Origin of the sequence: Brevibacterium sp. 50QC2O2 (assembly GCF_024580675.1) — a bacterium.
Taxonomy (GTDB): domain Bacteria; phylum Actinomycetota; class Actinomycetes; order Actinomycetales; family Brevibacteriaceae; genus Brevibacterium; species Brevibacterium moorei.
In genome coordinates this window covers 259,999-279,823 of the sequence record NZ_JANIJZ010000001.1, presented here as the reverse complement: position 1 = coordinate 279,823, position 19,825 = coordinate 259,999, and the positions used below count along the sequence as shown (strand labels likewise).

Here is a 19,825-nt window from a genome sequence, read left to right as displayed (position 1 = left end):
GCCCGGCCACACGCCTCTACACAATTCCTCATCACTGAAAGGGGCCTTCTATGCAAGGTTCCAAACCTCTGGAACGGTATGAACTTACCCGGGTGCGCGATCGTCTTTCCTTCCTCTATGTGGAAAGGGCAACGATTGCCCGGGACCGCAACGCCCTGACCATCCGTACCGAAGAAGGCACAACATATGCTCCCGGCGCTGGGCTCGCCTGTTTGATGGTGGGGCCGGGAACCCGAATCACCCATCAGGGCATGAGCCTGCTGGGCGAATGCGGAGTTTCCACCGTGTGGGTCGGCGAGCGCGGGATACGGTACTACGCCCATGGCCGGTCCTTGGCATCGTCGACCCGATACTTGGTGAAGCAGGCTGAGCTGGTGTCGAACGTCCGCGGTAGAGTCGCCGTGGCCCGGGCCATGTATGCCATGCGATTCCCGGACGAGGATGTCTCCGGCTTGAGCATGCAGCAGCTGCGAGGACGCGAGGGCGCTCGGGTGAAACGCATTTACAAAGAAGAATCCGAACGGACTGGAGTGCCGTGGAGGCGTCGTGATTTCGATGCGATGGATTTCGATGCCTCTGACGGAATCAATGCGGCGCTCAGCGCGGCCCACACCTGTTTGTACGGATTGACGCATGCTGTGATCGCCGCAATCGGTGCATCGCCTGGATTGGGGTTCGTCCACAATGGGCATGAGAGGGCATTCGTCTACGACATCGCGGATTTGTATAAGGCGGAGATAACCATCCCGCTTGCCTTCGACGTCGCGGCCGAGGACCCGCCGGACATCGGTTCGGCCGTTCGGCACAGGGCCAGGGACGCAATCAACACCGGGCACATCATCAGCCGCATGATCAGTGATATCACCACTCTGTTCTTCAAGCCCGAGGAAGCACCGGCCGCTCTGGATTCCTTGGGCCGTGATGACAATGTCATCAGTCTGTGGGACCCCAAGGGGATCGTCGCGGGCGGGGCCAACTACGACGAGGACATCTGATGTTGGTCGTGGTGGTAGCAGCGTGCCCAGCCGGGCTCCGGGGTGAACTGACTAGATGGCTCCTGGAGATATCGCCCGGGACGTTTGTCGGCAAGGCATCTTCACGAGTCAGAGAGAAGATCTGGGATCGAATCGTGGACGGGGTGGGAACCGGCCGGGCGTCGATGGTGTGGTCTGCGCAAAACGAGCAGGGAATGGAATTCCGAACCCATGGCAATACCTGGGCCGTCACCGACTTCGACGGTCTTAAGCTCATCACCCGCCCGGACCCGGGACAAACGGAGATCCGACGCCGCGGCGAGCGTTTGGCCGATAGCGACAAGGGCGGCCTGCAGACCGGTTGGAGCTTCGCGTCCAGAAACCGGATATGAGATCAAACTCATCTAGAATCTGGGTATTGAGGATCAAACTTGCAGGTCAGCAAGTGTTGCCTCCGCGCCAGCGGGGATGATCCCGTGTTCCGCCAGGCCGCCAGCATCCTCAACGCGTTGCCTCCGCGCCAGCGGGGATGATCCCACCACGGTTGCCCAGCTCAGCCAGGTCGCCGGGTTGCCTCCGCGCCAGCGGGGATGATCCCTGCCGGGACAACTGTGGCGTGGCGATGGAGTAGTTGCCTCCGCGCCAGCGGGGATGATCCTTGGGAGAGCCATTTGCTGGTGCCGTAGTCGAGGTTGCCTCCGCGCCAGCGGGGATGATCCGGTGGCGCTGCATCACACGATCAGCTCATGGGCGTTGCCTCCGCGCCAGCGGGGATGATCCCAACTGACGTGGACAGGGTCCGCCTGCTCATCGGTTGCCTCCGCGCCAGCGGGGATGATCCCACGCCGAAACGCTGGAACGACACCGCGTGGGCGTTGCCTCCGCGCCAGCGGGGATGATCCGTCATCGGCACTGAGGTATCCCCCGCCGGCGAGGTTGCCTCCGCGCCAGCGGGGATGATCCGTGCTCCGCGTTTTCCGACAGGCTCCACCAGCCGTTGCCTCCGCGCCAGCGGGGATGATCCCGAATCATGGCGGTAGCGGCGGCCGCAGTCTTGGTTGCCTCCGCGCCAGCGGGGATGATCCCCGCGCTTTAGCGAAGTCCTCTGCCGTGTAGCTGTTGCCTCCGCGCCAGCGGGGATGATCCCACAACGCCACCTACGGGAAAGCCCGCCTAGCCGTTGCCTCCGCGCCAGCGGGGATGATCCGGCTGGCAGTCATGACCCAGCGAGCCGAAGCACGTTGCCTCCGCGCCAGCGGGGATGATCCCTCGGCCGCTCCAGCCTCGAAGCCGGCCAGGCCGTTGCCTCCGCGCCAGCGGGGATGATCCCGATGATTCCCTGCGTCCGCCGGCGGAGCTGGAGTTGCCTCCGCGCCAGCGGGGATGATCCCGGGTATCGTGTCCATAGGCCACGGTTACCGCGGTTGCCTCCGCGCCAGCGGGGATGATCCCCCGCGCCTGGTGCAGTCGTCGGCCCTGAAGGAGTTGCCTCCGCGCCAGCGGGGATGATCCGAGGCCCCTTCACCGGGGCCTTTTTCACGCCCCGTTGCCTCCGCGCCAGCGGGGATGATCCGTTGATCAGCGAGGTTCTGTAGTTTGCTGATTGGTTGCCTCCGCGCCAGCGGGGATGATCCCACTTGGTAACGTAAAGCCTGACACAAGACAGAGTTGCCTCCGCGCCAGCGGGGATGATCCGTACGGGCATGGCGCACGGTCGGCTACGAATCCGTTGCCTCCGCGCCAGCGGGGATGATCCGGACAAAGACGGCAATATCGTCTATAAGCGAGAGTTGCCTCCGCGCCAGCGGGGATGATCCCGGATCATCAGGCTTCGGGTGCATGTAGACGGCGTTGCCTCCGCGCCAGCGGGGATGATCCTTCTCTCAGCTTTGTGATCATTGCTCGCTCTTAGTTGCCTCCGCGCCAGCGGGGATGATCCCTGCCACGCAGTTTGCTGAGTGGAAATCCGTGTGTTGCCTCCGCGCCAGCGGGGATGATCCGGTTGACTTGTCCCTGATATCCAAGCCCGCGATGTTGCCTCCGCGCCAGCGGGGATGATCCTCCGGTTCGCTGAGATCGGTAACCATCACCGACGTTGCCTCCGCGCCAGCGGGGATGATCCGTCTGCGAAGGCTTCGGATGCTGCTGCGAAGAAGTTGCCTCCGCGCCAGCGGGGATGATCCGTCGCGGCCAAACCGTCTGGCGTCGGTGTCGTTGTTGCCTCCGCGCCAGCGGGGATGATCCCATGGCAGCAAATGCGGCATCCTTCGGGTTCATGTTGCCTCCGCGCCAGCGGGGATGATCCGATGAGGGGTGCAGTATGGCTATTGAGTACGGGGTTGCCTCCGCGCCAGCGGGGATGATCCCCACTGAAAGCAGATCGCGACACCGGCACTGCTGTTGCCTCCGCGCCAGCGGGGATGATCCCGGAGACGGTTCTGGGCCTGGGCGTGTGCCTACGTTGCCTCCGCGCCAGCGGGGATGATCCCAACCTCAACCGGGTGCTGGGCATCTTCGGCAAGTTGCCTCCGCGCCAGCGGGGATGATCCGGATTCAGTAAGGGCTAATCGACCATCCCGCCTGTTGCCTCCGCGCCAGCGGGGATGATCCGTCCCGCACCGTGGTACGGCGGGCGAACTTGTCGTTGCCTCCGCGCCAGCGGGGATGATCCGTGATAGTCGGCCTCCGGGTCCACCCCAGCGCGGTTGCCTCCGCGCCAGCGGGGATGATCCGGCTGCGAACACTGCGTCCACGTGCCCATCGGAGTTGCCTCCGCGCCAGCGGGGATGATCCCGTCGGGAACTACACGGGTAACCTCGCCCTACCGTTGCCTCCGCGCCAGCGGGGATGATCCGCTGACGACCCCACAACGAGTCAATATCCTACGGTTGCCTCCGCGCCAGCGGGGATGATCCGCCGCAGGAGGCCGCCGCGGCGATCCTGTTCGGGTTGCCTCCGCGCCAGCGGGGATGATCCCAGGTTGTGGTGAGCCATGCTCAACGCCTCCGCGTTGCCTCCGCGCCAGCGGGGATGATCCGGCGTCCAAGGATATGACGGACGGCTTCACTCAGGTTGCCTCCGCGCCAGCGGGGATGATCCCGTGTTCTTGACGTTGGCGGCGGCGCCGCTGAAGTTGCCTCCGCGCCAGCGGGGATGATCCCCGCATCCCGCCCAGGTTCGCTTGCAACTGGACGTTGCCTCCGCGCCAGCGGGGATGATCCTGACCTCGATATAACCACACCGGCCATCTTCCCGTTGCCTCCGCGCCAGCGGGGATGATCCTTTCAGCGTGCACCGGCCGCGGCCGGCTCCAAGGTTGCCTCCGCGCCAGCGGGGATGATCCCGACAGCCCAGTAGCTCCATTGCGACGGCCGCAGTTGCCTCCGCGCCAGCGGGGATGATCCCCCCGAGGTGACGACCGCGGTCAACGGGCACGGGTTGCCTCCGCGCCAGCGGGGATGATCCCGCGATGACCTGCGGCTTGTCGACCTCGGTCAGGTTGCCTCCGCGCCAGCGGGGATGATCCTACGGCAAGGGCGAGCCGATGGGCCGGCCCTGGGTTGCCTCCGCGCCAGCGGGGATGATCCGCTCGCCACCGGGCTGAGGAAGATCGCACCCAGGTTGCCTCCGCGCCAGCGGGGATGATCCCACTCGGGATGGTGAGTGGATTTTCAGGGCCGAGTTGCCTCCGCGCCAGCGGGGATGATCCCCGGCGGGCAATCTCAGCTAGCAGCTCGGCGTCGTTGCCTCCGCGCCAGCGGGGATGATCCCAGCCTGACGTTTATCGGGACTGCAGTGGTCGGGTTGCCTCCGCGCCAGCGGGGATGATCCCTGTGGCGCCGGGAGGGCGACCGTGCGGGCCGGGTTGCCTCCGCGCCAGCGGGGATGATCCGTCTCTGCCGTGGGCGTTCGCCAACCCTGACCGGGTTGCCTCCGCGCCAGCGGGGATGATCCCCTCTTGCCCCTCGGTTTCTTCGATACCTTCGGGTTGCCTCCGCGCCAGCGGGGATGATCCCGCCACCAACCCGCGCATCGACCGGGTCGTCCTGTTGCCTCCGCGCCAGCGGGGATGATCCCACTAGCCCAGGCAACGGCGGCTCCCAGCGAGAGTTGCCTCCGCGCCAGCGGGGATGATCCCTGCCCGATCTGCGTATTGAACAGGTTGAGCGCGTTGCCTCCGCGCCAGCGGGGATGATCCTGCCTACATTCAACGAGTGCTTGCGCAAGCTGTGTTGCCTCCGCGCCAGCGGGGATGATCCCTGTAACGCTGTCGGCTGGTGGATCGATCCGGAGTTGCCTCCGCGCCAGCGGGGATGATCCGGTGTCAAGCACGGCATATCTTTCCCATGGGAAGTTGCCTCCGCGCCAGCGGGGATGATCCGAACATTACGGCGTTGTATGACCCGACGCTAGGGTTGCCTCCGCGCCAGCGGGGATGATCCCGTTTCGTGGCAGGACGGGCAGTGCTGGGCACTGTTGCCTCCGCGCCAGCGGGGATGATCCGCTCCTCAAGCGCAACGAGGTGGAGGGCGTGGAGTTGCCTCCGCGCCAGCGGGGATGATCCTCGATGATCTGGCCGGCGGTGATGTCGGGCCACGTTGCCTCCGCGCCAGCGGGGATGATCCGCAGACGACGCCGGAACTGACGACGGCATATCGGTTGCCTCCGCGCCAGCGGGGATGATCCCCACGGATAAGTAATTCCCGACACAAAACATAGGTTGCCTCCGCGCCAGCGGGGATGATCCCGTCGGATTCAAGGGCAATATCGGGAAGGTTCGGTTGCCTCCGCGCCAGCGGGGATGATCCCAGGTTGTGATGAGCCCGACCCAACGCAGCCCGGTTGCCTCCGCGCCAGCGGGGATGATCCGCGGCCGACGGCGGCCCACATGTTGGAGAACGCGTTGCCTCCGCGCCAGCGGGGATGATCCGCCTTGGCCGAGGTAGTCGCCGATGGATTGGAAGTTGCCTCCGCGCCAGCGGGGATGATCCCATCGTCAACGTCAACGTCGCCACCATCAAAGAGTTGCCTCCGCGCCAGCGGGGATGATCCCTGGACCGGTCCCAGCTCCTGCCATGCATCAGCGTTGCCTCCGCGCCAGCGGGGATGATCCCGCGCGGTTGTTCCAGCCGCCGTGGGCGAGAGTGTTGCCTCCGCGCCAGCGGGGATGATCCCGCCCTGAAAAACCTCCTGCAGGCCGGCCTCCTGTTGCCTCCGCGCCAGCGGGGATGATCCGACGTATCTACATGCCCTGCGTCCTCGTCGTCCGTTGCCTCCGCGCCAGCGGGGATGATCCCGCACTGTCGGGTCGCAATACAGGTGGAGTCGTGTTGCCTCCGCGCCAGCGGGGATGATCCGTAAAAGCAGGTGATGTTATTCACTTCACCGCAGTTGCCTCCGCGCCAGCGGGGATGATCCGGCTGCAGGATTGAACGGAGAACATCAGTGAGCGTTGCCTCCGCGCCAGCGGGGATGATCCGGCGTCTCTCGACAGACCCGCAACCAGACACATGTTGCCTCCGCGCCAGCGGGGATGATCCCGGCCAACCATCGGCGATCAGCAGCTCGACAGCGTTGCCTCCGCGCCAGCGGGGATGATCCGTCGAACTCGGCCTGCATCTGAGCGGCACGCTTGTTGCCTCCGCGCCAGCGGGGATGATCCCCTGGTTGAGACACCGGGCCGTGGAATTCGAGGGTTGCCTCCGCGCCAGCGGGGATGATCCCTGATGGAACGCGCCAAGGCGTAACCACCCGCCGTTGCCTCCGCGCCAGCGGGGATGATCCCAGGACCGGGCCACCAATACGCTGCCGCTCAGGGTTGCCTCCGCGCCAGCGGGGATGATCCCGGCCCTAGACGGGCCTAGAAATTGTTGAGTGGGTTGCCTCCGCGCCAGCGGGGATGATCCCGCCCGTCGTGGGGTCGTAGGGGCAGACGATGGGTTGCCTCCGCGCCAGCGGGGATGATCCCACCTGCCGTGTATGTCTTTCCAGACTGGAGGCGTTGCCTCCGCGCCAGCGGGGATGATCCGGCCCCACGGACTGGAGCGCATACTTCCAAACCGTTGCCTCCGCGCCAGCGGGGATGATCCCCGCTCCCGTCCCGCCCGGAAACACCCTGGACAGTTGCCTCCGCGCCAGCGGGGATGATCCCGGACGAGTACGGCGCAATCACCTGCGGCTGCGGTTGCCTCCGCGCCAGCGGGGATGATCCTTTCCGGGTGTCTTTCACCGAGGGCGTGCCGGAGTTGCCTCCGCGCCAGCGGGGATGATCCGACGGAGCCGCGCCTGACGCCTGAGGCGATCAAGTTGCCTCCGCGCCAGCGGGGATGATCCGATCGCTGCGCAGTGGGATGAGCGATCCGAGCGGTTGCCTCCGCGCCAGCGGGGATGATCCCCCGGAGATGACGGCTTTCGCATCGCCGGTGCGGTTGCCTCCGCGCCAGCGGGGATGATCCCATGATCTTGGCGGCTTCCTCGTAGGACCACGAGTTGCCTCCGCGCCAGCGGGGATGATCCGGCGTCTCCGAGGGCTCGCGCCAGCTTGTCGAGGTTGCCTCCGCGCCAGCGGGGATGATCCGACCTCCGGAGTTAAGAGCCTGCAGGAGGTGGAGTTGCCTCCGCGCCAGCGGGGATGATCCACGCGGACCCCTGCAAGCCCGGCTGGAAGCCCGCGTTGCCTCCGCGCCAGCGGGGATGATCCGAACGTCAAGGCTGCCGTCGAATCCCTCGACTCGTTGCCTCCGCGCCAGCGGGGATGATCCCGAATCGTCCTCGAAAAGGTGGACCTGACCGCGGTTGCCTCCGCGCCAGCGGGGATGATCCGTAGAAAGGAAACCGTCCCACATGAGAATCACTGTTGCCTCCGCGCCAGCGGGGATGATCCGGCAGCCGCCAAGGGCCGCGTGCAGGACGTTGAGTTGCCTCCGCGCCAGCGGGGATGATCCTGTGCCCAACGGCCTGCTCAACTACGGCAGTGAGTTGCCTCCGCGCCAGCGGGGATGATCCGGAGGCTTTCGTCTCGCCCTGCATCCCAGTCTGGTTGCCTCCGCGCCAGCGGGGATGATCCCGGCGACAACCGGACCACCTTCCCGTCCGTAAAGTTGCCTCCGCGCCAGCGGGGATGATCCGCGCCACTTCGCGATTGCCTCGCACGAGGGCAAGTTGCCTCCGCGCCAGCGGGGATGATCCCGGCGGGGAAGATGGCCGGTGTGGTTATATCGAGTTGCCTCCGCGCCAGCGGGGATGATCCGGCCCGCGTGGGCGACCGGGAATACCTGGCCGCGTTGCCTCCGCGCCAGCGGGGATGATCCCAGCAGCCAAGCTCTCCTTCTCCTTGACGGTGGGTTGCCTCCGCGCCAGCGGGGATGATCCTAGGGTCACCCTTGCCGTTCGTGCGATCCTCACGTTGCCTCCGCGCCAGCGGGGATGATCCGCCGATGGAGCTGCCATGGAATCTTCAAGAATAGTTGCCTCCGCGCCAGCGGGGATGATCCGCCGATGGAGCTGCCATGGAATCTTCAAGAATAGTTGCCTCCGCGCCAGCGGGGATGATCCCCGTCCACCTGCCGACGTAATAGCCTGCAGGCCGTTGCCTCCGCGCCAGCGGGGATGATCCCCGCCTCGTGGGCGAGAGTGGATGACATGGCGAGTTGCCTCCGCGCCAGCGGGGATGATCCCATTAACCCCGAGGGGTTCCGCGATTACGGCGCGTTGCCTCCGCGCCAGCGGGGATGATCCCTGTCCGGCAGGGATTCCTAGGGCGAGTCGAAGGTTGCCTCCGCGCCAGCGGGGATGATCCTACAACGATGCTTTCTATGGCGGCAAATACCCGAGTTGCCTCCGCGCCAGCGGGGATGATCCGGTGGGGTGGCATCACGGCAGCCAGTCCGATCCGTTGCCTCCGCGCCAGCGGGGATGATCCGGCTTTGATCGGCAGAGGATACGACCCCACGCAGTTGCCTCCGCGCCAGCGGGGATGATCCCGCGCCCGCGGCCTTCTGCCCCAGCGGAGCCATGTTGCCTCCGCGCCAGCGGGGATGATCCCCAGCTCGACTACGCCGCCAGCATCGCCCAATACGTTGCCTCCGCGCCAGCGGGGATGATCCCAAGTCCACGGGCGGCACGTCGTCCGCTACGGGGTTGCCTCCGCGCCAGCGGGGATGATCCCTGGATGCGAGAAACCAGCGGCAGAGCCAGCAAGTTGCCTCCGCGCCAGCGGGGATGATCCCGCCCTACCGAAAGAAGCACGCCAGTGACTGACGTTGCCTCCGCGCCAGCGGGGATGATCCCACTTTGCGGACGGGCGAGGTGAAGAACAGCTGGTTGCCTCCGCGCCAGCGGGGATGATCCCCCGTACGTGACGCCTCCGGAGATCGCAACTAAGTTGCCTCCGCGCCAGCGGGGATGATCCTGCCGATCCCGGTCGTCACCTTTGTCAAGAGGCGTTGCCTCCGCGCCAGCGGGGATGATCCCTCCACGTCGTACAGGCCGACCATGAGCCACACGTTGCCTCCGCGCCAGCGGGGATGATCCGACGCCTACCAGGCCGGAATCACCGCCACCCGGGTTGCCTCCGCGCCAGCGGGGATGATCCCTGCACGGACATTGTGATCAACAGCGTCCGGTGGTTGCCTCCGCGCCAGCGGGGATGATCCACGTGTAAATGTCCCGGCCCGGCGTATGACCCGGGTTGCCTCCGCGCCAGCGGGGATGATCCTGTCTATCGCCAAAAACCCCAGACTGCGCCACGGTTGCCTCCGCGCCAGCGGGGATGATCCGGCTGCCGGCGCCGATACTCGGCAGATTACCAAGTTGCCTCCGCGCCAGCGGGGATGATCCCGCCACCGGCCACCGCGGACAGGCCGATCTCTGGTTGCCTCCGCGCCAGCGGGGATGATCCCTTGTTGACCGCCCAGTTGATACCACCGACTGCGTTGCCTCCGCGCCAGCGGGGATGATCCTTCTGATCCGTTCGTGCGAGCTACCGACCCGCGGTTGCCTCCGCGCCAGCGGGGATGATCCCACGGCAGCGTCCAAGCCGATCACGGGAGACGAGTTGCCTCCGCGCCAGCGGGGATGATCCGGCTTTGATCGGCAGAGGATACGACCCCACGCAGTTGCCTCCGCGCCAGCGGGGATGATCCCGGCGTCACCGGAGTCTCCAATCGCGTCCAGCAGTTGCCTCCGCGCCAGCGGGGATGATCCGAACTCGTTGACCGGGTTGATTTCATTGCAGGGGTTGCCTCCGCGCCAGCGGGGATGATCCGCCTCGGCCCTGGATGTGTGGCAGCGGCGGATCGTTGCCTCCGCGCCAGCGGGGATGATCCGGCCGCGCTTATATTCCGGCATAAGGTCAAGTAGTTGCCTCCGCGCCAGCGGGGATGATCCAGCTCCACGACCGGTGGCGCATGATCTGCGCCGCGTTGCCTCCGCGCCAGCGGGGATGATCCGTTCGGCAGCGAACGCTGCTGCTGCATCGACCAGTTGCCTCCGCGCCAGCGGGGATGATCCGTCTCCTTTCCATACCTTGGTCTCTTCTGAACCGTTGCCTCCGCGCCAGCGGGGATGATCCCAAGCCAGACGTGATAGGCATCAAGAGCAATCGGTTGCCTCCGCGCCAGCGGGGATGATCCCGGCGGTTGGGTATCGTCGCCCTGGAATCCCTGGTTGCCTCCGCGCCAGCGGGGATGATCCTACATCTGTATTCGGACGCCTTACCTCGACGCTGTTGCCTCCGCGCCAGCGGGGATGATCCGCGGGAAATGGCCCGCCCCGCGCTCGATTCCGTGTTGCCTCCGCGCCAGCGGGGATGATCCGCCAACCCTAACCGTCTTGGAGTCTGCACTATGGTTGCCTCCGCGCCAGCGGGGATGATCCCTGCGCTTCGGACACCAGGACGGAACCGGTGGGGTTGCCTCCGCGCCAGCGGGGATGATCCCACTTGCTCGTTGGCGACCTGTGATGTGGCCCCGTTGCCTCCGCGCCAGCGGGGATGATCCTACCGCGGCGACCTTCCATGCTGGGGCCGTGTAGTTGCCTCCGCGCCAGCGGGGGTGATCCGCATCTCAAACGCGAGTCGGACGAGCGGGACAGGTTGCCTCCGCGCCAGCGGGGATGATCCGTGAACGTGCTACGCGGCGAGAGCCCATTCGCGGTTGCCTCCGCGCCAGCGGGGATGATCCCGGTGTCATGGGCATCTGGATGGGCTAACTACGGTTGCCTCCGCGCCAGCGGGGATGATCCCGCCGGCGTAGCGTCACCCCGCGAGACGCGGGAGTTGCCTCCGCGCCAGCGGGGATGATCCGCATGACGGACTACTCAAGAGCCCGAACCTGGCGTTGCCTCCGCGCCAGCGGGGATGATCCTCGTCGCACCGTTGCCCTGCGTGCTGCCGGCGTGGTTGCCTCCGCGCCAGCGGGGATGATCCCTGGCGAAGCGCTACCAGGCGAACCAGGCGGCGGTTGCCTCCGCGCCAGCGGGGATGATCCCCATTTAGTCGCACCCGTAGCGCGCTGGCATATGTTGCCTCCGCGCCAGCGGGGATGATCCTGGTTGACGTGTTCGAGCAGGGCAGCGGATAGCGTTGCCTCCGCGCCAGCGGGGATGATCCTCTCATGCACGCGAAGCCCAGCGAACGCGGCTAGTTGCCTCCGCGCCAGCGGGGATGATCCGCGCCGACGGATCCTCGACACACTCGCCAACCAGTTGCCTCCGCGCCAGCGGGGATGATCCTGGCGCCCACGGCCGCCGACGTGCCAGTGGGCTGTTGCCTCCGCGCCAGCGGGGATGATCCTACGCAGCCCGGCCAGCGTCTAGGCGGCACCCAGTTGCCTCCGCGCCAGCTGGGATGATCCGGGGTTCTCGAATCGACGCCTCGCTAAATATGCGTTGCCTCCGCGCCAGCGGGGATGATCCTCTGCAATCCCGTCCGCCAGCTCGGCGTGGAGAGTTGCCTCCGCGCCAGCGGGGATGATCCGTCATGTGGGCAGATATCCAGTACCGGTCCGAGGTTGCCTCCGCGCCAGCGGGGATGATCCTGGAGAGCTATGGCCACCACGGCCCGGCAACGGGTTGCCTCCGCGCCAGCGGGGATGATCCCACGATACCCGCCGGATACCGGCCCCCCCGCCGAGTTGCCTCCGCGCCAGCGGGGATGATCCGCTCGCACCGATGATGAAGCCCATCGGAGACGCGTTGCCTCCGCGCCAGCGGGGATGATCCCCGCCGCATGGTCGTCGACGGATTCGACCTCTAGTTGCCTCCGCGCCAGCGGGGATGATCCCCGCCGCATGGTCGTCGACGGATTCGACCTCTAGTTGCCTCCGCGCCAGCGGGGATGATCCCGCTGTGATAACACGGGCTTTTCCTATCCTTCGGTTGCCTCCGCGCCAGCGGGGATGATCCGTCCCGCACATCGCGGGGCGGTAGACGTGTAGCGTTGCCTCCGCGCCAGCGGGGATGATCCGCTCGCGGGCTTGCGCCCGTAGTCCATGGGCTTGTTGCCTCCGCGCCAGCGGGGATGATCCGCTCGCGGGCTTGCGCCCGTAGTCCATGGGCTTGTTGCCTCCGCGCCAGCGGGGATGATCCCGTCTGAGCCATGCGGATCAGGACAAAGATTAAGTTGCCTCCGCGCCAGCGGGGATGATCCGACGTCCTTCGACACCTTGAGGCCGTCGAGGGTGTTGCCTCCGCGCCAGCGGGGATGATCCGGGCAGAGCTCGCAAGTACGAACGGCAAGCAGTGTTGCCTCCGCGCCAGCGGGGATGATCCCGTCCTCCGCCCGGCGCTGAACGCCGTCGGCACGTTGCCTCCGCGCCAGCGGGGATGATCCCACCTCTCCGGGGTCCGTGGGACGCGGTGGCGTGTTGCCTCCGCGCCAGCGGGGATGATCCCGATTCGATGTTGGCGCCCAGGCCGAGGTTCGGGTTGCCTCCGCGCCAGCGGGGATGATCCTGGACGCGGCGGGTGAGGTCGCGTGGGGTGGTGGTTGCCTCCGCGCCAGCGGGGATGATCCGGGCGTGTGCGGCGGCCGCCATCCGGGCTAGGCGTTGCCTCCGCGCCAGCGGGGATGATCCCTCCCAACTGGCAGGTTTAGCGTCGCCCCGGTCGTTGCCTCCGCGCCAGCGGGGATGATCCTAGCCGTCCGCGCCCTCCTCGAACGTCTCGACGGTTGCCTCCGCGCCAGCGGGGATGATCCGCCCACCGGGATCACCATTCACTACTGGGGCGAGTTGCCTCCGCGCCAGCGGGGATGATTCGCGGCTGGCCGCTAGACGGAAGGCGGCTGGCTAGTTGCCTCCGCGCCAGCGGGGATGATCCCGACCTGGGCCATGGACTGCATCGGGGTCAGGCGTTGCCTCCGCGCCAGCGGGGATGATCCGTGGGACAACGGCGGCAGCGCGGTCTCGATGATGTTGCCTCCGCGCCAGCGGGGATGATCCGGGCATGGGCTCGTTCATCCCGAACGTCTATGAGTTGCCTCCGCGCCAGCGGGGATGATCCTGCTTCCACGCGATCCGGGAGAGCGACTTCATGGTTGCCTCCGCGCCAGCGGGGATGATCCCAGGCCGGCGTTATAGGCCTGCTCGTAGGTCCAGTTGCCTCCGCGCCAGCGGGGATGATCCTGGATCTTGAGACTCTTCCGGATCGCCGCGGTCGTTGCCTCCGCGCCAGCGGGGATAATCCATAATCAAAGGTATGGATACAAGCGCAACACGCAAGGCGGGTCAACGGGCACAGCGCAGGCAGGAACGCACCGAAGCCACACAAGCGCCAGGACGAGGCAAAGTGCCAAAACAGGCACGGGCCAAACGCTCCCGGGAAATGTGGTCCGGGCGCGTCATAACGACACTCGGACTCGTCGGCATCGCGTTGACGATCATCGGAGTGTCAACGTCGGGCGAACCCAGCATCGGAATGATGTTGTTCTCGATCGGGTTGATCGTCAGCGGAATCATCATCCGAAAGCTAGAACAAATCCTCAGCGAACTTCGTAGGTCTGCCCGTACTTATGACTGAACTTCAGGTAGGTCAACGTTCCATTGGGATCGTCGTTGTCTGATTCCTCTTCGTTGCCCCGGTCGATTTTGTCTGCCCCGCTCCAGCGGGGATGATCCATGGGTAATGATCTCAGCGACTTTGCTGGCCGCGCCGCCTCCGCGCCAGCGGGGATACCCACCCACCAAAAACCTCGGCCACGGGAACTCCCGCGGCCGAGGCTCTCTCAAGCGTCACCCCACAACCAACCCCATCACCCCAGCGACTCGAGCTCCTGGACGATGGCCTTATCGAAGACCGCCAGGTCGTCGGGGCTCCGCGAGGTGATGAGGTTGCCGTCGCGCACCAGCTCCTGGTCCACCCAGTTGGCCCCGGCGTTGAGCAGGTCCTGCTTGATCGAGTGGTAGCTGGTCAGCGTCCGGCCCTGCGCCAGCTTAGCCTCGGCCAGCATCCACGGCGCGTGGCAGATCGCGGCCACCGGCTTTCCGGCCTCAAAGAACGCCTTGACGAACTCCACCGCCGGTGCCGAGGTCCGCAAATTGTCCACATTGAGCGTGCCGCCCGGCATGACCAGCATGTCGTAGTCCTCCGCTTTCGCGGCGATCACGGGCACGTCGACCTCGAAGTCCTCACCCTTGTGCCAATCACTGTTCAGCGCGGTCAGCGGCCCGTCGTCCCAGGGCGACACGATAACCGCCTGGGCTCCGGCCCCGCGCACGGCACTGAGCGGTCCGGTCAGTTCGACCTCTTCAACCCCGCGGGTCAGCAGGAAGGCCACCTTCTTATCGGCGATTGCCATGACGAACTCCTTTCACGCGGTTTCGTATGTCCCACCATGGAACACCCATCGCACCACAGACGCAAGGTCCCCGAATTCTCTATTCCCCACCCACATCGTGACACCGGACACACCCGTGTCACACCCTGCCTATAGGCTCTGACCATGAGTTTCTTCCACGCACTGGCCTCGCCCGCCAACGCCCAGTTCACGCCACCCGCCACCCACACCACACGCCCCAGCCTGCAGGGCTCCTTCGGTATGGCCGCCTCCACCCACTGGCTGGCCACCGCCATCGCCCAGTCCGTGCTGGAACGCGGGGGCAACGCCTTCGACGCCGCTGCCGCAGGCGCCTTCGTCCTGCACGTGGTCGAACCGCACCTCAACGGCCCAGCAGGGGACATGACCGGTGTCCTCACCACCGCACCCACCGCCGCGGAACCGCACCCTGCACCCCAGATCATGATGGGCCAGGGCGATGCACCGGCCGGCGCCTCGGTCGAGGCGTACAAGGCACTCGGCCTGGACTTCGTGCCCGGCGCGGGCGCACTGGCCGCGGCCATCCCCACCTCGGTCGACATGTGGCTGAACCTGCTGATCACCCACGGCAGCTGGGAGCTGCCCGACATCCTGGCCTACGCGATCCACTACGCCGAACACGGACATGCGATCCTCGCCTCGGCCACCGCCACCATCGCCAGGGTCAAGGACCTGTTCACCGAACACTGGCCGTCCTCGGCGGACCTGTGGCTGACTTCCGACGGCCAGGTCCCCGCGCCCGGCACCACCGTGCGCAATCCCGAATACGCGCAGGTGCTGCGCGAACTGGCCGCGGCCTCGGCGCCCGATTCCGCCGGGGCCGAGGCCACCTCCCGTGCCGCTCGCATCCAGGCCGCCCGCGACCTGTGGCACACCGGCCGGGTCGCACAGACGATCGCCGAGTTCGTCAAGACCCCGCACCGCCACGCCGACGGCGGCGACTACGCCGGCGTCATCACCGCCGCTGACCTGGCACGCGAATGCTCCACCTTCGAGGCCCCGGCCAGCGTCGAGTTCCGCGGCTACACGGTCTCCAAGATCGGCGCCTGGGGCCAGGGCCCCATCCTCTTGCAGGCTCTGAAGATCCTCGACGGATTCCCCGACGACCACCTCGACCCGTCGAGCGAACTGGGCGCGCACACGATCCTGGAAACCCTCAAACTGGTCCTGGCCGACCGCGACGTCTACTACGGCGATGCGGACACGGACGCCACCGGCCGGGTGCTGGAGTACCTGCTCTCCGACGAGTACACGGCCGAACGCCGCGCGCTCATCACCGATACCGCCAGTGCCGAGTTCCGCCCTGGCACCCTGCCCGCGGAGCTCCTGTCCCTGCTGCCCGGCGGCAGTGCCTTCGCGCCGCCCCTGATCACCGCGGACGAGTGGGCACAGTACGCCGCCGCCCATGCTCCGGGTGCTGGCCAGGGTTCGGGCGAACCGACCATGCAGACGAACGACCCCGCAGTGCAGACCGCCGCCGACGGCACGCACCGCGGCGACACCTGCCATATCGATGTGGTGGACCGTTGGGGCAATGCGATTTCGGCGACGCCATCGGGCGGCTGGCTGCAGTCCTCCCCCACGGTGCCGGGTCTGGGCTTCTGTCTGGGCACCCGCCTGCAGATGACCTGGCTGGACGAATCAGCGCCCTCAGCTCTGACGCCGGGCAAACGGCCGCGCACCACGCTGAGCCCCACGCTGATCCAGAAGGACGGGCAGACCGTCGCCGTGCTGGGCACTCCGGGTGGGGACCAGCAAGATCAGTGGCAGCTGCTCCTGGTGCTGCGGCTGCTGGTGGGCGAGTACGAACCACAGCAGGCGATCGACGCGCCTGCCTTCCACACGAACGCGATGCCGGCCTCGTTCTATCCGCGGACCTGGGACCCGGCCTCGGCCGTGGTCGAGGACCGGCTGGGCGAAGCGGTCATCGACGGCCTGCGCGCCCGGGGCCACCGGGTCACGTGCGCCGGAGACTGGGCGCTGGGCAGGCTGTCCGCCATCACCCGCGATCCCGCCACCGGTGACCTGCAGGCCGCGGCCAATCCACGTGGTGCTCAGGGCTACGCCGCGGGCCGCTGAGCTGTAAGACGCCTAAACACGCCTTTGGCACGGAAACACGTCTGTATAGTGACGTGTTTCCGTGCCAAAGGCGTGTTTGCGAATGCCAACCGGGCAGCCCTACAGCACCTTGGAGAGGAACTCCTGGGTGCGGGGGTTCTGCGGATTGCCGATCACATCGGCGGGCTTGCCCTGCTCCTGGATCACACCGCCGTCCATGAACAACACCTTGTCCGAAATGCTGCGGGCGAAGCCGATCTCGTGCGTGACGATGAGCATCGTCATGCCGTCGGCCGCCAGTTCCCGGATGACCTCCAGGACATCGCCCACCAATTCCGGGTCCAGCGCGCTGGTCGGCTCGTCGAACAGCATAAGGTCCGGATTCAGCGCCAGTGCCCTGGCTATCGCCACGCGCTGCTGCTGCCCGCCGGACAGCTGTTCGGGATAGGCCTCGGCCTTGTCGGCCAGACCCACCCGCTCCAACAGGGCCAGCGCCTGCTCGCGGAGTTCACGCGGTTTGCGCTTCTGCGTCAGCCGCGGGGAGAGCTCCACGTTCTTCAACACCGTCAGGTGCGGGAACAGGTTGAAGCGCTGGAACACCATGCCGATCGGCCGCCGTTGCTGGGCGATCTCCGAATCGGTCAGCTCCGCCAGGGTCCCATCGGCCAACGTCTTGTAGCCCATCCGCTGGCCGTCGACGTAGATCTCGCCGGCCTCCACGTGCTCCAACAGGTTGATCGAGCGCAGCACCGTCGACTTGCCGGAGCCCGAAGGCCCGATCAGGGTGACGACCTCGCCGGGTGCCACCGCAAGGTCGATGCCCTGCAGCACATGGTGCTCGCCGAAGAACTTGTGCACGCCCTTGAGCTCGACCATCTTCTCAGCCCCGCTCATACGGACACGCCCTTTCCGAACTTCTTCTCCAGGAAGTGCTGACCGACCATCAGCACGGAGGTGATGATGATGTACCAGATCGCCGCGACCATGAGCATCGGCACGGGCAGGTACAGGCGGTTGGCCACGGAGTTCGTCACGTACGTCAGTTCGAACGTGAACGGCACGGCCAACACCAGCGAGGTGGACTTGAGCATGCCGATGAGCTCATTGCCCGTCGGCGGGATGATCACGCGCATGGCCTGCGGCAGGATCACATTCCACATGGTGCGGCGCCGCGGCAGGCCCAGCGCGGCCGCGGCCTCGAACTGCCCCTTGGGCAGGGACTGGAAGCCCGCGCGGAAGATCTCCGCCAGGTACGCCGATTCGTTCAGGCCCAGGCCCAGGATCGCGGCCACGGCGGCCGAGTAGAACTTCTGCGTCTCGAAGGACACGAAGGTGGGTCCGCCGAACGGCAGGCCGATCGTGAACGTGGGGTACAGGGTCGCGACCAGGCCCCAGAACAGCAGCTGCGTGTACACGGGTGTGCCGCGGAAGAACCAGATCCACAGGTTCGCCACCCATTTGGCCAACGGGTTCGCCGACTGCCGCATCAGCGCCAGCGCCACCGCCAGGACGATGCCCAGGGCCATCGCGACGACGGTCAGCAGCAGGGTCCAGCCCAGCGCCTTGATGACCATCCGGTCGAACAGGTACTCCCCGACGACGTCCCAGTGGAAGTTCTCATTGGTGCGGAAGCCGTCGACCACGCACACCGCGATGTAGAGGATGACGATCGCGATCACGTACCGCCACGGGTGGCGGACGGGACGCGCATTGATCAGATCCACCCCGTCCTTCTGCCGGGGTGTGCGCCATGAGGCGGGAAATGCCATCGTGTCCCTCCTCAGACGGTCTCTGCGCGGTATCCCGCGAAGCTCAGAGCGGTCAACAGGATGCCCTGCGGCCCCAGATGACTGTCGGTCGGGTCGAAGTACTCATTCGTCGAATGGTTGTTCCCGGCCGCGCCGCCGCCGCCCACGCACAGGGCGGGGATGCCGCGGCTCAGCGGCACGTTCGCATCCGTGGTCGCAGCGGCCCCCAGGTAGGGCTCCAGGCCCACCGCGCCGTAGCCGGCCAGTGCCGCCCGGCCCAGTTCCGCGTCCTCGGGCAGGGTGCCGCCGGGGATGTCGCAGGTCGTGGCGATCTCATAGGTGATCTCCCCGGCCGAGGTGTCCGCCCGGTCGTTCTCCACGGCCACTGCCGCTTCGATCGCCTGGCGCACCCGGGCGACGAGGTCGTCGAGCACGGGCTGTTCATCGCTGCGCATGTCGATCTCCACCGTGCACTGGTAGGCGATCGAGGTCTCCGTGACCCCGCCGCGGATCGCACCCACGTTGACAATGGTCTTCGGAACGGCTGCGACCTCGAGGTCGGCAACGGCCACGGTGGCCCTGCCGGCCGCGTGCACGGCGGAGACCCGGCCGGCATCCCCGTAGGCGTGTCCGCCGGGGCCGGTGAAGGTCACGAGGAAGCTGTGGCAGGCCGGCCCGATCGTCACAATGCGTTCGGGATTCGCGCCGTCGACGGTGATGAAGGCCTCGAAGCGCCCGGCCAGGGTGTCGAGCAGGCCGGTGATCCCGCCCAGGTTGCCCTTTCCCTCCTCCAGCACGTTCGCGCCGATCAGGATGCCCGTCTCCAGGCCGTCCTCCAGGGCGGCCAGGGATTTGGCGGCGCTGAGCACCGCGGCCAGGCCGCGGGCATCATCGCAGATGCCCGCCCCGTGCAGCACGCCGGCCTCATCGGTCGTCACGTGCACATCCGTGTCCTGGTCGAACACGGTGTCCAGGTGGCCGGTCAGCAGCAGCTTGGTGTCCGCCGGACCCAGCCGGCCGATCACATTGTGGGATGCGTCGATTTCGATGTCGTGCACCCCGGCCGCGGCCAACAGGCGGGCGAACTCCTGGGCGCGGGGGCCCTCTGCGAAGGAGGGCGCTGGGATCTCGCTCAACGCGATCTGTTGGGCCAGGGTCTGCGGTTCGCGCTGCGCGATCGCGGTCAGCTCAGTGGCGACCTCGGGCAGTGCTGCCGGATTCGTTTCGGTCAT

8 protein-coding genes and 1 CRISPR repeat array are annotated in these 19,825 nt (G+C 66.7%); of the genes, 4 read left to right on the top strand and 4 right to left on the bottom strand.

Going from position 1 to position 19,825, the window contains the following annotated elements; all coding sequences use genetic code 11:
* Nucleotides 1-50 precede the first annotated feature (50 nt).
* From cas1e to NQ038_RS01090, 3 genes are all read left to right on the top strand, one after another.
* Nucleotides 51-995 carry a type I-E CRISPR-associated endonuclease Cas1e gene (gene cas1e / locus NQ038_RS01100; RefSeq protein ID WP_257061519.1) on the top strand — a complete coding sequence of 315 codons (945 nt, stop codon included), beginning with the start codon at nucleotides 51-53 and terminating at the stop codon, nucleotides 993-995.
* Nucleotides 995-1,366 (top strand): type I-E CRISPR-associated endoribonuclease Cas2e, encoded by a 372-nt coding sequence (gene cas2e / locus NQ038_RS01095; RefSeq protein ID WP_257061517.1) that lies wholly within the window; start codon nucleotides 995-997, stop codon nucleotides 1,364-1,366. Before cas1e ends, cas2e begins: the two co-directional genes overlap by 1 nt.
* A gap of 55 nt (nucleotides 1,367-1,421) precedes the next feature.
* Nucleotides 1,422-13,658: direct repeats of the CRISPR family, unit length 28 nt; unit sequence GTTGCCTCCGCGCCAGCGGGGATGATCC.
* Between the two features lie 12 nt (nucleotides 13,659-13,670).
* The gene (locus tag NQ038_RS01090) at nucleotides 13,671-13,991 is read left to right on the top strand and encodes a hypothetical protein (protein ID WP_257061515.1); all 321 of its coding nucleotides are present in this window, start codon (nucleotides 13,671-13,673) and stop codon (nucleotides 13,989-13,991) included.
* A gap of 232 nt (nucleotides 13,992-14,223) precedes the next feature.
* Here the strand turns inward: NQ038_RS01090 and NQ038_RS01085 are convergent, their stop codons facing one another.
* On the bottom strand, nucleotides 14,224-14,769 hold the full coding sequence (locus NQ038_RS01085; RefSeq protein ID WP_257061513.1) for a type 1 glutamine amidotransferase domain-containing protein: 546 nt from the start codon (nucleotides 14,767-14,769) through the stop codon (nucleotides 14,224-14,226).
* A gap of 144 nt (nucleotides 14,770-14,913) precedes the next feature.
* On the opposite strand from NQ038_RS01085, the gene NQ038_RS01080 reads away from it, so the two are divergent.
* Nucleotides 14,914-16,866 carry a gamma-glutamyltransferase family protein gene (locus NQ038_RS01080; RefSeq protein ID WP_257061512.1) on the top strand — a complete coding sequence of 651 codons (1,953 nt, stop codon included), beginning with the start codon at nucleotides 14,914-14,916 and terminating at the stop codon, nucleotides 16,864-16,866.
* Nucleotides 16,867-16,965: 99 nt separating this feature from the next.
* Here the strand turns inward: NQ038_RS01080 and NQ038_RS01075 are convergent, their stop codons facing one another.
* Genes NQ038_RS01075 through NQ038_RS01065 form a run of 3 tightly spaced genes read right to left on the bottom strand, consistent with a single transcriptional unit; the run spans nucleotide 16,966 to nucleotide 19,825 of the window.
* Complete coding sequence (locus tag NQ038_RS01075) at nucleotides 16,966-17,739, bottom strand: amino acid ABC transporter ATP-binding protein (protein ID WP_306427584.1); 774 nt, start codon at nucleotides 17,737-17,739, stop codon at nucleotides 16,966-16,968.
* Nucleotides 17,736-18,614, bottom strand: coding sequence for an amino acid ABC transporter permease (locus NQ038_RS01070; protein ID WP_257058732.1), 879 nt, complete (start codon nucleotides 18,612-18,614; stop codon nucleotides 17,736-17,738). Before NQ038_RS01070 ends, NQ038_RS01075 begins: the two co-directional genes overlap by 4 nt.
* 11 nt (nucleotides 18,615-18,625) lie before the next feature.
* Nucleotides 18,626-19,825 carry a M20/M25/M40 family metallo-hydrolase gene (locus tag NQ038_RS01065; RefSeq protein WP_257061509.1) on the bottom strand — a complete coding sequence of 400 codons (1,200 nt, stop codon included), beginning with the start codon at nucleotides 19,823-19,825 and terminating at the stop codon, nucleotides 18,626-18,628.

Excerpts from the sequence above, each read along its gene's own strand:
- cas1e (WP_257061519.1), top strand. The coding sequence starts at position 51 with ATGCAAGGTTCCAAACCTCTGGAACGGTATGAACTTACCCGGGTGCGC.
- cas2e (WP_257061517.1), top strand. The coding sequence starts at position 995 with ATGTTGGTCGTGGTGGTAGCAGCGTGCCCAGCCGGGCTCCGGGGTGAA.
- NQ038_RS01090 (WP_257061515.1), top strand. The coding sequence starts at position 13,671 with ATGGATACAAGCGCAACACGCAAGGCGGGTCAACGGGCACAGCGCAGG.
- NQ038_RS01085 (WP_257061513.1), bottom strand. The coding sequence starts at position 14,769 with ATGGCAATCGCCGATAAGAAGGTGGCCTTCCTGCTGACCCGCGGGGTT.
- NQ038_RS01080 (WP_257061512.1), top strand. The coding sequence starts at position 14,914 with ATGAGTTTCTTCCACGCACTGGCCTCGCCCGCCAACGCCCAGTTCACG.
- NQ038_RS01075 (WP_306427584.1), bottom strand. The coding sequence starts at position 17,739 with ATGAGCGGGGCTGAGAAGATGGTCGAGCTCAAGGGCGTGCACAAGTTC.
- NQ038_RS01070 (WP_257058732.1), bottom strand. The coding sequence starts at position 18,614 with ATGGCATTTCCCGCCTCATGGCGCACACCCCGGCAGAAGGACGGGGTG.
- NQ038_RS01065 (WP_257061509.1), bottom strand. The coding sequence starts at position 19,825 with ATGACCGAAACGAATCCGGCAGCACTGCCCGAGGTCGCCACTGAGCTG.